The sequence below is a fragment of the Jannaschia sp. W003 genome (assembly GCF_025144335.1).
Taxonomy (GTDB): domain Bacteria; phylum Pseudomonadota; class Alphaproteobacteria; order Rhodobacterales; family Rhodobacteraceae; genus Jannaschia.
Map to the genome: position 1 here is coordinate 3,217,398 of NZ_CP083539.1, position 14,167 is coordinate 3,231,564.

The window sequence follows — 14,167 nt, forward strand, 5'->3', positions numbered from 1 at the left end:
CCCCGTCGCCCCCCGCCCCGCCCGGGCGGGGGGCCGCCGGCGTTAACCGCGCCCGCACTTATCCCCGACATCCCCCGCTCCGCCCCCTCGACCCGCCGTGCCTCGCCGGGCCATGATGGGGCGGTGAACCGGCCAGCCCGCATCCCTCGACCGATCCGCCAGCTGGCCGAGGCGGCCGTGAACCGCATCGCCGCCGGCGAGGTGCTGGAGCGGCCCGCCTCGGCCGTGAAGGAGCTGGTCGAGAACGCCCTCGACGCCGGCGCCGCCCGCGTGCTGGTCGAGATCGAGGACGGAGGGCGCGCGCTCGTGCGCGTCACCGACGACGGGCACGGGATTCCCGCCTCCGACCTCGCTCTCGCTCTCACGCGCCACGCCACGTCGAAGCTCGACGGCGACGACCTCCTCGCGATCCACCACTTCGGTTTCCGCGGCGAGGCGCTGGCCTCGCTCGCCGCCGTGGGCCGCCTGCGCGTCACCAGCCGCGCCGCGGGCGCCGCCGAGGCCGCCGAGATCCGCGCGGTCGCGGGCCGGGTGGAAGCGGTGCGCCCCGCGGCCCTGGGTGCGGGCACCGTGGTGGAGCTGCGCGACCTCTTCTTCGCCACCCCCGCGCGGCTCAAGTTCCTGCGCTCGGCCCGCGCCGAGACCGGCGCCGTCACGGATGCCCTGCGCCGCCTCGCCATGGCGAGGCCGGACGTCGCCTTCACCCTGCGCGAGGGCGAGCGCACGCTCCTGCGCGCCGACGCCGCCGGCGAGGATGCCGTGCTGGGCCGCCTCGCCGCGATTCTCGGGGCGGACTTCGCGGGCAACCAGATCGCCGTGGACGCGGAGCGCGAGGGCTTCCGCCTCCGGGGCCACGCCGGGCTGCCCACCTTCGCGCGGGGCAACGCGCAACACCAGTTCCTCTACGTGAACGGCCGCCCCGTGCGCGACCCGATGCTCGGCGGGGCCCTGCGCGCGGCCTACGCCGACGTCCTGCCCCGCGGCCGCCACGCGGTGGCGGCCCTGTTCCTCCAGTGCGACATGCGCGCCGTGGACGTGAACGTGCACCCCGCCAAGACCGAGGTGCGCTTCCGCGAGCCGGGCGTGCCGCGCGGGCTGATCGTCTCGGCCCTGCGCCACGCGCTCGCCGAGCACGGGCACCGATCGAGCACCACCGTGGGCGACGCCCTCCTCGGCACCGCGCGCCCCGAGCGCCCCGTCGCGCCGCGCTACCAGATGGACCGCCCCTCGGCGGGGGCGCGCACTGCTGCCTACGCCGGCCAGGCCCCGATGCCCGGCCTCGCCGAGGCGTCGGCCCGCTACGAGGCCGCCCCCGCCGAGACGGAGACGGACCCCGAGGCCTACCCCCTCGGCGCCGCGCGCGCCCAGCTCCACGAGAACTGGATCGTCGCCCAGACCGCCGACGGCCTCGTGATCGTCGACGCCCATGCCGCCCACGAGCGCCTCAACTACGAGCGGCTGAAGGGCGAGGCTCATGGCAAGGGCATTGCCGCCCAGAGCCTCCTCCTGCCCGAGGTGGTGGAGCTGGGCGAGCGGGCCACTCCCCTCCTCGCCCTCGACCTCGCCCCCCTCGGGCTGGATCTGGAGGCCTTCGGCCCCGGCGCGGTGATGGTGCGCGCCACCCCGGCGATCCTTGGTCCCTGTGACGCCGCCGCCCTCGTGCGTGACGTGGCCGACGCGCTGGAGGAGGGCGACGACGAGGCGCTGACCCTCCGGGGCCGCATCGACGCGGTGCTCTCGCGCATGGCCTGCCATGGCTCGGTGCGCACCGGCCGGCGCATGTCCGCGCCCGAGATGAACGCACTCCTGCGCGACATGGAGCGCACGCCCCGCTCGGGCCAGTGCAACCACGGGCGGCCCACTTACGTGACCCTCAAGCTGGGCGACATCGAGCGGCTGTTCGGGCGTTAGAGGCGCCCCCCGCTCGCAATGCGCCGCCCGCGGGGCTACATGGCCCCCATGGCCACCATCCCCTCCAAGTCCCAGATCCTCGACTGGATCGCCGACAACCCCGCCCACGGCTCGAAGCGCGACATCGCCAAGGCGTTCGGGCTCAAGGGCGCCGACCGCGCCGAGCTCAAGCGCCTCCTGCGCGAGATGGAAGACGAGGGGCAACTGACCAAGCGCCGCCGCACCCATCACGACCCGAACCGCCTGCCCCCCGTGGCCGTGCTGCGCGTCAAGGCGCCGGATAGGGACGGCGACCTGTTCCTCGCGCCCCACGACTGGAAGGGGGACGCCCCAGAGCCGCACATCCTCTACATCCCCGGCGGCCGCGACCCCGCGCTAGCCGAGGGCGACCGGGTGCTGGCCCGGCTGACCGAGATCGCAGACGCGGATCACAGCCACGAGGGCCGCCTGATCCGCCGCATCGCCGCGGGGCCGCGCAAGCTGCTAGGCATCTACCGCGAGGGCTCCGAGGGGGGGCGCATCGTTCCCGTGGGCAAGGGCGACGACAAGGAGTGGCGCGTGCCGCCGGGCGCCGCGAATGGCGCCCGCGACGGCGAGCTGGTCGAGGCCGAGCAGACCGGAAAGCCCCGCATGGGCCTGCCCGAGGCCGGCATCACCGCGCGGCTGGGCGATCCGGGGGCCGCGAAGTCGGTCTCGCTGATCGCCATCCACGAGCACGGGCTGCGCGACGACTTCCCCGACGAGGTGGTCGAGGAGGCCGCCGCCGCCGAGCCCGTGGCCTTGGGCGACCGCGAGGACCTGCGCGACCTCCCCCTCGTCACCATCGACCCGTCGGACGCGCGCGACCACGACGACGCCGTGTTCGCCGCGCCCGATGACGCCCCCGACAACGAGGGCGGCCATGTCCTCTGGGTCGCCATCGCCGACGTGGCCCACTACGTGCGCCCCGGCTCCGCGCTCGACCGCGAGGCGCGGATGCGGGGCAACTCGACCTACTTCCCGGACCGCGTGGTGCCGATGCTGCCCGACGCGCTGTCGGGCGACCTGTGCAGCTTGCACGAGGGCGTGGACCGCCCCTGCATCGCCGTGCGCATGCGCCTGGCCCCGAACGGCGAGAAGATCGACCACCGCTTCGTGCGCGGGCTGATGCGCTCGCCGGCAAGCTTACACTACGAGGAGGTGCAGGCCGCCATCGACGGCGAGACCACCGAGCGCACCGCGCCGTGGCTCGAGACCGTGATCCGCCCCCTCTACGCCGCCTACGCTGCGCTGCGGAGCGCCCGCGAGCGACGGGCGCCGCTGGACCTCGACCTGCCCGAGCGGCGCATCGTGCTGGACGAGGCGGGCACCGTCACCTCCGTGGCCTTCCGCGACCGGCTCGACGCGCACCGGCTGATCGAGGAGGCGATGATCCTCGCCAACGTCGCCGCCGCCGAGACGCTGGAGGGCGGCCCCCTCCTCTTCCGCGTCCACGAGGAGCCGCCCGAGGACAAACTCGACTCCTTGCGCGAGACCGCCGAGGCCTCGGGCTTCGCCTTCCCCAAGGGGCAGGTCGTGCGCCCCGCCACGCTGAACCGCCTGCTCCATGCGGCGGCCGACACGCCGCTGTCGGAGCTGATCTCGCTGAGCACCCTGCGCGCCATGACGCAGGCCTACTACGGCCCGCGCAACCTCGGCCACTTCGGGCTGGCGCTGCGGGCCTACGCCCACTTCACCTCGCCGATCCGCCGCTACGCCGACCTCGTGGTGCACCGCGCGCTGATCGCGAAGCACGGCTGGGGCGACGATGGCCTGTCCGCGGCGGACGTGGAGGGTTTGGAGGCCACCGGCGAGGCGATCTCGAATGCCGAGCGCCGCTCGATGATGGCCGAGCGCGACACCAACGACCGCTACCTCGCCGCCTTCCTGGCCGACCACTTGGGCGCGGAGTTCGAGGCCATGATCTCGGGCGTGCAGAGCTTCGGTGCCTTCGCGCGCCTGATCGAGACGGGCGCCGACGGGCTGATCCCGGTTCGATCCCTGGGCAACGAGTACTTCCGCTTCGACAAGGACGCCGGAACCCTCACCGGCTCCGAGACCGGCATGTCGCTGGGGCTGGGCCAGCCCGTCACGGTGCGGCTGGCCGAGGCGGTGCCCGTGACCGGCGGCCTGATCCTGGAGCTCCTGTCGGTCGACGGCGCGGCGGTGCGGCGGTCGCGGCGGGCGCCCACGCGCAAGGTTTCGAAGTCCAAGGCCGGCCGGCGGCGGGTGCGCGCGGGGCGCTAGGGGCGGATAAGACCTCGTGCGACGTTCGCCCCCGGTTCCGGCCGTCCGCCGCGCGCGTTACGCTTCCCCGATAGCTGCCCGGAGCGAGACCCCATGCGAATGATCCCCGTCGCGGCCCTCCTCGCGCTGGCCATGCCCGCCGCTGCGCAGGACGCGATCGTCACCACCACGCTGACGCCCCCCGGCAGTGCCGCGCCCGCGGCCGTGCCCTCCGCGCTGGCCGCCCCGCTGCCTCCCGCCGCCCCGGCCACCTCCATGCGCCCGCGCATCCGCGCCGGGGCCACGTCGGCGCCGTTGCGCGCGGCCGCGCCGGTACGCGCGGCCCCCGTCACGCCCGAGGCCGCCGCCGCCATCGCCCGCGAAGCCCTTGCCGTGCTCGCCCGCACGCCGCGCCGCGCCGCGCCCGCCGCCCTGGCCCCCGCCGTCGCGGCGCCCGTGCCCGCCGGCGCGCCGGTCCGCAGCGCTCTGCCCGTGCAGCGCCCCGCCCGCAGCGGCGCGTTGCTCACGGTGCGCGCCGGCGCCGACATGCCCGTGGACTTCGGCGCATGGCTTGCGGACTTCCGACCCCGCGCCCTGGCGGCCGGCATCGACGCCGCCGCCTTCGACCGCTTCATGGGGGACGCCGAGCTGCTGCCGGACGTGGTGCGCCGCGACCGCAACCAGTCCGAGTTCACGAAGACCCCCTGGGACTACCTGGAGATCGCCGCGAGCGGGCAGCGGGTGGCGAACGGGCGCAAGGCCCTGGCCCGCCACGCGGACGCGCTGGCCCGGATCGAGGCCCGCTGGGGCGTGCCCGCCGAGGTGCTGGTGGCGGTCTGGGGGCTGGAGACCTCGTTCGGCGGGTTCCGGGGCAGCACGCCCACGATCTCCGCCCTCGCCACCCTCGCCGCCGAGGGCCGCCGCCGCGACTTCTTCGAGGCGCAGCTCCTCGCCGCCCTGCGCATCCTCGCCGCCGGAGAGACCACGCCCGCCCGCATGGAAGGCTCCTGGGCCGGCGCCATGGGGCATACCCAGTTCATGCCCACCTCGTGGGAGGAGCTCTCCGTGGACTGGGACGGCGACGGGCGCCGCGACGTCTGGGGCGACGATCCGCTCGACGCGCTGGCCTCGGCCGCCAACTACCTCGCCCACCACGGCTGGCGCCGGGGCGAGCCCTGGGGCGCCGAGGTCGTGCTGCCCGAGGGCTTCGACTACGCCCTGACCGGCGTGGGCCGCGAGCGCCCCGCAGCGGAGTGGGAGGCGCTGGGGGTCGCGCGCGCGGACGGCGCCCCGTTGGCGGCGAATGACGCCGTCTCCGTCATCGTGCCCGGCGGCCACGAGGGCGCGGCCTTCGCGCGCTACCCCAACTTCGACGCCATCGAGGCCTACAACCCCGCCGATGCCTACGTAATCGGCGTGGGCCACCTCGCCGACCGCATCGCCGGCGGCGCGCCCATCGCGGGCGACTGGCCGCGGCAGGACCGGGCGCTCACGCGCGACGAGCGGATGGAGGTGCAGGCGCTGCTGGAGCGGGCCGGCATCGACCCGGGCGGCGTGGACGGGCTTGTCGGCCCCCTGACCCTCGCGGCGATCCAGCGCTGGCAGGCCGAGCGCGGCCTGGTCCCCGACGGCTACGCCGGCCCGCGCCTCCTGGAGCGAATGCGGAAGTAGGCGCCTACCGCGGCACCACCGCGTCGCCCAGCGCCACCGCCCCCGGCGCCACCACCGAGGCGCACCAGCCGCCATGGTGGCGCACCGCCGAGTAGCCGCCCGGCCCCAGCGTCTCCTCCATGCGCGAGCAGGGCGCGCAGGGCCCCTCGATCCGCAGCACGGCGCTGCCGACCGCCACCTCGCGCCCCTTCAGGGCCGCGAGGTTGAGGCCAGACACGGTGAGGTTGCGGCGCAGGAGAGGATAGGTCGCCTCGGTCCCGCACAGCGCCGAGATCACGGCGAGGTGCTCGGCCTGGATCAGCGTGACGGCGCGCTTGCCGGGGCTGGGATGGCGGTCGCCCTCCAGCCCCGCGGGGCCGACCTCCGCCGCCTCCACCGCCCGCACGGGCGCGCGGCGCGCGGGCCGCAGCCCGATCCACGCCACCTGCCCGTCGCGGTGGTGGCGGGCCATCAACTCGCGCAGGGTCCGCAACGCCCCCTAGACCGCTATGTCCAGCTCCGCCGGGCCGGCGTTGAGGCGCCCGAAGGTGTCCTCCAGCAGCAGCGCCAGCCGCTCCGCGTCCAGATCGTCGAAGGCGTCGAGCTCGTCGCTGTCGATGTCGAGAACGCCGAGCAAGGTGCCGGCGCCGTCGCGCACCGGCACCACGATCTCGGAGCGCGTGGTCGACCCGCAGGCGATGTGGTCCGCGAAGGCGTCCACGTCGGGCACCACCTGGGTGGTGCCGGTGCGGGCGGCGGCGCCGCAGACGCCCCGGCCGAACGGGATGCTGGTGCAGGCCGGCCCGCCCTGGAACGGGCCGAGCTTCAGCATCCCGGGCCCGGCGACCCGGTAGAACCCGGTCCAGTCGAAGCGGGCATCGGAGTTGTGCAGCTCCTGCACCACGGTGGCCATCAGCGCGACGACGTCGTCCTCGCCCTCGGTGGCATTGCGCAAACGGGCGCGTATCGAGTCAAATCTGGGCACGGCTCCCACCTGTGATTGAATTCGTTGATCCGTCAATTAGACGTGGACCGACGCGTTCTCACAAGCAAGCGGCGCCCCCGTTCCGGGCGAAACCGGCGCTGCGCAAACCCGTCCACGAAGCCGCAAGGACGTGTAAACGCGGGGAATGCGCCGCGTTTCCAAACCCGGCATGTGGCAGCACATCCGCCTTTGCAGGTTTACAAGGCTCCGCGCCGTTCAATTGCCACGGCCGTCCCCTCGCCGCCGCCGATGCAGATCGCCGCCACGCCGCGTCGCAGACCGCGCCGCTCCAGCGCATGGAGCAGCGTCACCACGATGCGCGCGCCTGAGGCGCCGATGGGGTGGCCCAGCGCGCAGGCGCCGCCTTCGACGTTCACGCGGTCCGGATCTAGGCCCATCTCGTGCATGAACGCCATGGGCACCACGGCGAAGGCCTCGTTGACCTCCCACAGGTCCACGTCGTCCACCGTCCAGCCGATCCGCTCCAGGAGCTTGCGCGCCGCGGGCACCGGTGCGGTGGTGAAGAGCCCCGGCGCCTGCGCGTGGGAGGCGTGGCCGACGATGCGCGCGCGCTCCGGAAGCCCCGCGTCGCCCGAGGCGATCACCAGCGCCGCCGCGCCGTCCGAGATCGAAGAGCTGTTGGCCGCCGTGACCGTGCCGCCCTCGCGGAAGGCGGGCTTGAGGTGGGGGATCTTGTCGGGCCGCGCGGTGCCGGGCTGCTCGTCCTCGGCGACCGTAGTCTCGCCCCGGCGGCCCCGCACCGTGAAGGGGACGACCTCGGCCTCGAAGCGCCCCTCGGCGATGGCGCCCTGCGCGCGGCTCAGCGAGCGCAGCGCATACTCGTCCTGCGCCTCGCGGGTGAACTGGAACGCCTCGGCGCAGTCCTCGGCGAAGGTGCCCATGAGGCGGCCCTTGTCGTAGGCGTCCTCCAGCCCGTCGAGGAACATGTGGTCGATCGCCTTCCCGTGCCCCAGCCGGGCGCCGCCGCGCATGGCGGGCAGCAGGTAGGGGGCGTTCGACATGCTCTCCATGCCGCCCGCGACCACCGCGTCCGACTGGCCCAGCGCCACGGCGTCGAAGGCCATCATCGCCGCCTTCATGCCCGAGCCGCACATCTTGTTGAGCGTGGTCGCGGGCACCGACTCGGGCAGGCCCGCCCGGAAGCCCGCCTGCCGCGCCGGGGCCTGCCCCTGCCCGGCGGGCAGCACGCAGCCCATCAGCACCTCGTCCACGCGCGCCGGGTCGAGGCCGGCGTCGTCAAGCGCGGCCCGGATCGCCGCGCCGCCGAGATCGGCCGCCGGCACGCCCGCGAAGGCCCCGCCGAAGCCGCCCATGGGCGTGCGCCGCGCGCCCGCGATAACCACGTCTCTCATTCGCTCCGCCTCCGTTAGGACATCGTTCATGGAAGGGTGCCTAGGGTCGCACCCGCGGTGCGCGAAGGCCAGAGCATCGGCGGGTTCACAGAAGCGGAGGGATGCGATGGCGATCCAGTGGGAAGTGGTCGGCGACGTGCTCGTCGCCGAGGTGGAGGACGCGCGCATCGACGCCGCCGGCGCCGTCGCCTTCAAGGAGGCGTTGCGCGACCGGGTCGCGGGCCACGGGGGGCGCGTCCTCTTGGACCTGCACCGCGTCGCGTTCCTCGACAGCTCCGGTCTCGGCGCGCTGGTCGCGGTGATGAAAATGCTCGGCGGCCGGCCGCTGGAGCTGGCCGCCCCCTGCGCCGTGATCCGCAAGGTGCTGCGGCTGACCCGCATGGACGAGGTGTTCGTGCTCCACGACAGCCGGGCCGACGCGCTCGCCCCGCGCGACGCGGCATGACCCGAAGGCCGGACCGCGCCCCGTGCGCCCCCGGCCCCGAGCCGCCCTCCGCCGCGCTCCCGGAGGTCCTGCCGTCCGGTGCCGAGGCGGCCACCGTCGGGGACGCGGTCCCGCCCCTCTTCGCGGCCCGGTTCGTCGCGACGGCCGACGCGGTGCGCCTCCAGCTCGCCCGCCTGGAAGCCCGATGCGGCGCGGCCCGCCTCGCGCCCGAGCGGACCGGCGACCTCCTGATCGTGCTCAGCGAGATCCTGAACAACGCGGTGGAGCACGGCACCGAGCCGCCGCGGCGCGGAACGCTCGCGGTCGCGGTGCGCCGGGATGGCGGCATCCTCGCGGTGGAGTGCCGCGACGACGGCCGCCCCCTGCCCGCCGCGCTGCTGCGGCCCACCGACGGTCCCGCCGTCGACGGCCCCTTCGCGGACATGCCCGAGGGGGGCTTCGGCTGGGCCATCATCCACGATCTCGCCGCCGACCTGCGCCATGTCCGCGAGGGCGGCTGGAACCGGTTGAGCTTCCGCCTGCCCGGCTGACCGACGGCGCGGGCCCTCCGTCGCCCCCGGGAGGGGGCGCTCCGTGGGTCGCGCGGTGCCCCTCAGGCGATGGTCGCCCGCACCGAAACACTGCGCGGCAGCGAAGCGTGATTGCCCATTAGCGGGAAACGAACCGCCCCGCCGGCGCCACCATTCCCCCTCTCAATCGCGCTACTGTGCATGCGGAGCCACGGCTCCCCTCGGCGCTGCGTCCGGAGCCCCCAAGCAGCCGGCGCGGCGTCGAGCGCAGCGGCTGGCCCTCGCGCCGCGGGCCGCATAGCCTCCGCCCGAACAGCGAGGGCAGGACATGCGCGACTTCCACACTCCCGGCCGCTCGGCCGTGCTGGCCGGCAACGGCATGTGCGCCACGTCGCACCCGATGGGCGCGCTCGCCGCCGTCGACGTGCTGCGCCGGGGCGGCAACGCGGCCGACGCGGCGATCGCCGGCGCGGTGCTCCTGGGCCTCGTCGAGCCGCAGATGACCGGGCTGGGCGGCGACTGCTTCGCGCTGGTCAAGCCCGCCGGCTCGAACGAGGTGGAGGCGCTGAACGGGTCGGGCCGCGCCCCCGCGGGGGCCAACGCCGAGGCCCTGCGAGCGCGAGGCCTGAGCGCCGTCCCCACCGACACCGTGGACGCCGTGACCCTGCCCGGCGCGGTGGACGGCTTCTGCGCGCTCGCCGAGCGGCACGGCCGCCTCGGCATCGGCGACACGCTCGGCCCCCTGGCGGACGTCTTCGAAGCGGGCGCCCCCGTCGCCCCCCGCGTCGCTTTCGACTGGGAGATCGCGCGGGACGCCCCCAAGGGCGCTGCCGCCGCGGTCTACCTCAACGGCGGCCGCCCGTTCCGCACCGGCGAGCATTTCGCCCTGCCCGGCCAGGCCGAGGCGCTGCGCCGCATCGCCGCCGAGGGCCGCGCCGGCTTCTACGAGGGCGCGGTGGCCGAGGACCTCGTCGCCTCCCTGCAGGCGATGGGCGGCCCCCATACCCTGGACGACCTCGCGGGCGTGCGCGCCGACTGGGGCGCGCCGGTCTCGGGCACCTACCGCGGCACGGAGCTGATGGAGCATCCGCCCAACGGCCAGGGCGCCACGGCGATCCTGCTCGCCAACATCCTGGCCCGGTTCGACGTGGCCGCGATGGACCCGCTGGGCGCCGCGCGCGTGCATCTGGAGGCCGAGGCCACCAAGCTGGCCTATGACGCGCGCAACCGCATCCTCGCCGACCCCGACCACACCGCGCGGCTGGAGCACATGCTGTCCCCGGACACGGCCCAGCGGCTGGCCGCACTGATCGACCCCGCCCGCGCCATGGCCGCCGCCGCGCCGCTGGCCGAGTCGGTGCACCGCGACACGATCTACATCACCGTGGTGGACCGCGACCGCATGGCCGTCTCGCTGATCTACTCGATCTTCCACTCCTTCGGATCGGGCCTCGCCTCGGACCGCTTCGGCATCCTGTTCCAGAACCGCGGCGCGGGCTTCTCCTTGGAACGGGGGCATCCCAACGAGATGGCGCCGGGCAAGCGGCCCATGCACACGATCATCCCCGGCATGCTGCGCGAGGGGGGCCGCGTCACGATGCCGTTCGGCGTCATGGGCGGGGCCTACCAGCCCGCGGGCCACGCGCGGTTCCTGTCGAACATGGCGGACTTCGGGATGGAGCCGCAGGCGGCGATCGACGCGCCCCGCGCCTTCGCGGACGGCGGCGCGCTGAAGGTCGAGCGGGGCTACCCCGACGCCGTGCGCGCCGAGCTGGAGGCGATGGGGCACGCGGTCGAGGTGCCCGACGTGCCGCTCGGCGGGGCGCAGGCGATCCGGATCGCGGGCGACCACCTCGTAGGGGCGAGCGACCCGCGCAAGGATGGCTGCGCGCTGGGGTATTGAAGGGGTCCGCAGGCTTCCCGGGATCGGTCCAGTGGACCGATCCGCCTGCGGACGGGCGAAGCCCCGGACGTCGCCGAAGGTAATGGGGGCAGAGAGCCCCCTCCCCGTCAGAGCCTCCTTCGGCGGCCCTGCGAGGCAGGGCCGCGTTCGGGCCTCGGATCGGTCCACCGGACCGATCCGCCCGCCTCCGGCGGACCGGCCCTCACCGCTCCAGCGCGATCGCGATGCCCTGCCCGCCGCCGATGCACATCGTCACCAGCGCCCGCTTCGTGTCCGTGCGCGCCATCTCGTACACCGCCTTCACGCACAGGATCGCGCCTGTGGCGCCGACCGGGTGGCCCAGCGCCACGGCGCCGCCGTTCGGGTTCACGCGGGCGCCGTCGAGGCCCAGCTCGCGGCTGACGGCGAGGGCCTGCGCGGCGAAGGCCTCGTTGGATTCCACCACGTCGTAGTCGCCGGGTGCGATGCCGGTGCGCTCGGCCAGCGCGCGCACCGCCGGGATGGGCCCGAGGCCCATCACGTCGGGCGCGACCCCGGCGTGGGCGTAGCCTGCGATCCGCGCGAGGGGCTTCAGCCCGGCCCGTTCGGCGGCCTCGGCGGTCGCCAGCACCAGCGCGGCGGCGCCGTCGTTGATGCCCGACGCGTTGCCGGCGGTGACGGTGCCATTCTTCTGGAACGCGGGGCGCAGGCCGGCCAGCGCCTCGGCGGTGGTGCTCTTGGGGTGCTCGTCGGTGTCGAAGGCCACCTCGTCGCGGCGCTTGCGGATCATGACGGGCACGATCTGCTCGGCGAAGCGTCCTTCCGCGATGGCGGAGGCGGCGCGCTGCTGGCTCTGCAGCGCGAAGGCGTCCTGGTCCTCGCGGGAGATGCCGTGACGCTCGGCCACGTTCTCGGCCGTAACGCCCATGTGGCCGGTGCCGAACGGGCAGTTCAGCGCGCCCAGCATCATGTCGAGCGCCTCGGCGTCGCCCATCTTGGTGCCCCAGCGCGCGCCGGTCAGCGCGAAGGGCGAGCGCGACATGCACTCGGCGCCGCCCACCAGCGCGAACTCGGCGTCGCCGAGCATGAGCGCCTGCGCGCCCGACACCACGGCCTGCGCGCCCGAGCCGCACAGGCGGTTCACGTTCATGGCCGGCACCGTGTCGGGGACGCCCGCGTCCATCGCCGCGATGCGGCTGAGGTACATGTCGCGCGGCTCGGTGTTGATGACGTGGCCGAACACCACCGTGCCGATCTGGGCGGGCTCCACGCCGGCGCGCTCCATCGCGGCGGCGGCGGCGACGCGGCCCAGTTGCGAGGGGGGCGTGGCGGCGAGGCTGCCGCCGAAGGTGCCGATGGCGGTGCGCGCGGCGCCGAGGATGACGATGTCTTGCATGGTGGGCCTCCCTGGTTCGCGGGGGCCCTGCCCCCGCACCCCCGGAGTATTTCCGCCAGGATGAAGGGGGAAGGGGGACGTTGCGGCGGGGGGGGCGGCGCGGGGCCGCCCCCGGCCCTCACATCTCGAAGCGCAGGGGGGCGACCTGGCCGAACATGCCGGTGGCGCGGAGCTTGGCCAGCGCGCTCTCGGGCGGCTGCTCGTCGAGGTAGAGCAGCGCGATGGCGTTGTGGCCCTTCTCGGAGCGCCCGAGCGTGAAGTTGGCGATGTTCACCTTCTCGCCGGCCATGGTGTTGCCGAGCGTGCCGATGATGCCGGGCACGTCCTCGTTGGTGGTGTAGAGCATGTGCTCGCCGATCTCTGCGTCGATGTTGATGCCCTTGATCTGGATGAAGCGCGGCCGCCCGCCCGCGAACACCGTGCCGGCCACGGAGCGCTCGCGCTCGGTGGTGCGGACGATCAGCTTCACGTAGCCGTCGAAGGCGCCCGACTTGTCCTGCCGCGTGGTCGAGATCTCGATGCCGCGCTCGCGCGCGATCACCGGGGCCGAGACCATGTTCACGTCCGGGTTCGCGGCCTTCATCACGCCGGCGATCACGGCGCAGTTCAGGGCCCGCACGTTCATGTCCTTGGGCGCGCCGTTGTAGACGATCTCGATGGTGCGGATCGGCTCGTCCGTCAGCTGACCCGCGAAGGCGCCGAGATGCCCGGCGAGCTTCAGCCACGGGCCCATCACCTTGGCCTCCTCGGCCGTGACCGAGGGCATGTTGAGCGCGTTCGCCACCGCGCCCGTCAGCAGGTAGTCCGACATCTGCTGCGCGACCTGCAAGGCCACGTTCTCCTGCGCCTCGGTGGTGGCGGCGCCGAGGTGCGGCGTGCAGACCACGCCCGGCAGGCCGAACAGCGGGGATTCGGTGGCCGGCTCGGTCTCGAACACGTCGAAGCCGGCGCCCGCCACGTGGCCCTCGCGGATCAGGTCGGCGAGGGCCGCCTCGTCCACCAGCCCGCCGCGCGCGCAGTTGACGATGCGCACGCCGCGCTTGGTCTTGGCGAGGTTCTCGCGGCTCAGTACGTTGCGCGTCTGGTCGGTCAGGGGGACGTGGAGGGTGATGACGTCGGCGGTGCGCAACAGCTCGTCCAGCTCGACCTTGCGGACGCCGAGCTTGGCGGCGCGCTCGTCCGACAGGAACGGGTCGTAGGCCACCACCTTCATGCCCAGCCCCACGGCCTTCTGGCACACGATGCCGCCGATGTTGCCCGCGCCGATCACGCCGAGGGTCTTGGCGGTCAGCTCCACGCCCATGAAGCGCGACTTCTCCCACTTGCCGGCCTGGGTCGAGGCGTCGGCCTCGGGGATCTGGCGTGCCACCGCGAACATAAGCGCGATGGCGTGCTCGGCGGTGGTGATCATGTTGCCGTAGGGCGTGTTCATCACGATCACGCCGCGGCGGGAGGCGGCGGCCTTGTCGACATTGTCGGTGCCGATGCCGGCGCGGCCCACGACCTTTAGGTTCGGCGCGCGCTCCAGCAGCGCCTCGGTGACCTTGGTGGCCGAGCGGATGGCGAGGCCGTCGTAGTCGCCGATCACCTCCATGAGGCGATCCTTGTCCTTGCCCAAAGCGGGGTCGAAGGTGACGTCGATGCCGCGGTCGCGGAAGATCTGCACGGCGGTGTCCGACAGCTTGTCGGAGACGAGGACTCTGGGGGCCATGGGAGGCTCCTATCGGGGAATGTCGGGAGGGCGCGCCCCGGGGTCACGGGGCGCGCGGGAT

At 74.3% G+C, this 14,167-nt stretch carries 11 protein-coding genes; 6 read left to right on the forward strand and 5 right to left on the reverse strand.

Annotated features, from left to right (window positions below):
- Positions 1-123 precede the first annotated feature (123 nt).
- From mutL to K3554_RS15980, 3 genes are all read left to right on the forward strand, one after another.
- Positions 124-1,911, forward strand: coding sequence for a DNA mismatch repair endonuclease MutL (gene mutL / locus K3554_RS15970; RefSeq protein ID WP_259942043.1), 1,788 nt, complete (start codon positions 124-126; stop codon positions 1,909-1,911).
- Between the two features lie 48 nt (positions 1,912-1,959).
- Positions 1,960-4,176, forward strand: a complete 2,217-nt coding sequence (rnr, locus tag K3554_RS15975; RefSeq protein ID WP_259942045.1) for a ribonuclease R — start codon at positions 1,960-1,962, stop codon at positions 4,174-4,176.
- A 93-nt stretch (positions 4,177-4,269) separates the two neighbouring features.
- Complete coding sequence (locus tag K3554_RS15980) at positions 4,270-5,826, forward strand: lytic murein transglycosylase (RefSeq protein ID WP_259942047.1); 1,557 nt, start codon at positions 4,270-4,272, stop codon at positions 5,824-5,826.
- 4 nt (positions 5,827-5,830) lie between these two features.
- Here the strand turns inward: K3554_RS15980 and K3554_RS15985 are convergent, their stop codons facing one another.
- The 3 genes from K3554_RS15985 to K3554_RS15995 all read right to left on the reverse strand — a co-directional run bounded on the left by K3554_RS15985 (position 5,831) and on the right by K3554_RS15995 (position 8,163).
- A complete protein-coding gene (locus K3554_RS15985; RefSeq protein ID WP_259942050.1) occupies positions 5,831-6,277 on the reverse strand; it encodes an MOSC domain-containing protein in 447 nt (148 codons plus the stop codon).
- A gap of 27 nt (positions 6,278-6,304) precedes the next feature.
- Positions 6,305-6,760: a GAF domain-containing protein gene (locus K3554_RS15990; protein ID WP_409197325.1), complete on the reverse strand. Its 456-nt coding sequence runs from the start codon at positions 6,758-6,760 to the stop codon at positions 6,305-6,307.
- A 227-nt stretch (positions 6,761-6,987) separates the two neighbouring features.
- Positions 6,988-8,163: a thiolase family protein gene (locus K3554_RS15995; RefSeq protein WP_259942052.1), complete on the reverse strand. Its 1,176-nt coding sequence runs from the start codon at positions 8,161-8,163 to the stop codon at positions 6,988-6,990.
- A gap of 106 nt (positions 8,164-8,269) precedes the next feature.
- On the opposite strand from K3554_RS15995, the gene K3554_RS16000 reads away from it, so the two are divergent.
- The 3 genes from K3554_RS16000 (at position 8,270) to K3554_RS16010 (ending at position 11,020) form a co-directional block, all read left to right on the forward strand.
- On the forward strand, positions 8,270-8,608 hold the full coding sequence (locus K3554_RS16000) for an STAS domain-containing protein (protein ID WP_259942054.1): 339 nt from the start codon (positions 8,270-8,272) through the stop codon (positions 8,606-8,608).
- The gene (locus tag K3554_RS16005; RefSeq protein WP_259942056.1) at positions 8,605-9,138 is read left to right on the forward strand and encodes an ATP-binding protein; all 534 of its coding nucleotides are present in this window, start codon (positions 8,605-8,607) and stop codon (positions 9,136-9,138) included. The genes K3554_RS16000 and K3554_RS16005 overlap by 4 nt, the downstream gene beginning before the upstream one ends.
- A gap of 307 nt (positions 9,139-9,445) precedes the next feature.
- The gene (locus tag K3554_RS16010; protein ID WP_259942058.1) at positions 9,446-11,020 is read left to right on the forward strand and encodes a gamma-glutamyltransferase family protein; all 1,575 of its coding nucleotides are present in this window, start codon (positions 9,446-9,448) and stop codon (positions 11,018-11,020) included.
- A gap of 202 nt (positions 11,021-11,222) precedes the next feature.
- On the opposite strand, the gene bktB is transcribed toward K3554_RS16010, so the two are convergent.
- Entirely contained in the window at positions 11,223-12,395 is a 1,173-nt protein-coding gene (gene bktB, locus K3554_RS16015; RefSeq protein ID WP_259942060.1) for a beta-ketothiolase BktB, read from the reverse strand.
- Between the two features lie 118 nt (positions 12,396-12,513).
- Positions 12,514-14,106, reverse strand: a complete 1,593-nt coding sequence (serA, locus tag K3554_RS16020) for a phosphoglycerate dehydrogenase (RefSeq protein WP_259942061.1) — start codon at positions 14,104-14,106, stop codon at positions 12,514-12,516.
- Positions 14,107-14,167: the final 61 nt, after the last annotated feature.

Coding starts and splice junctions, on each gene's coding strand:
- rnr (WP_259942045.1), top strand. CDS start 1,960: ATGGCCACCATCCCCTCCAAGTCCCAGATCCTCGACTGGATCGCCGAC.
- K3554_RS15980 (WP_259942047.1), top strand. CDS start 4,270: ATGCGAATGATCCCCGTCGCGGCCCTCCTCGCGCTGGCCATGCCCGCC.
- K3554_RS15985 (WP_259942050.1), bottom strand. CDS start 6,277: ATGGCCCGCCACCACCGCGACGGGCAGGTGGCGTGGATCGGGCTGCGG.
- K3554_RS15995 (WP_259942052.1), bottom strand. CDS start 8,163: ATGAGAGACGTGGTTATCGCGGGCGCGCGGCGCACGCCCATGGGCGGC.
- K3554_RS16000 (WP_259942054.1), top strand. CDS start 8,270: ATGGCGATCCAGTGGGAAGTGGTCGGCGACGTGCTCGTCGCCGAGGTG.
- K3554_RS16005 (WP_259942056.1), top strand. CDS start 8,605: ATGACCCGAAGGCCGGACCGCGCCCCGTGCGCCCCCGGCCCCGAGCCG.
- K3554_RS16010 (WP_259942058.1), top strand. CDS start 9,446: ATGCGCGACTTCCACACTCCCGGCCGCTCGGCCGTGCTGGCCGGCAAC.
- bktB (WP_259942060.1), bottom strand. CDS start 12,395: ATGCAAGACATCGTCATCCTCGGCGCCGCGCGCACCGCCATCGGCACC.
- serA (WP_259942061.1), bottom strand. CDS start 14,106: ATGGCCCCCAGAGTCCTCGTCTCCGACAAGCTGTCGGACACCGCCGTG.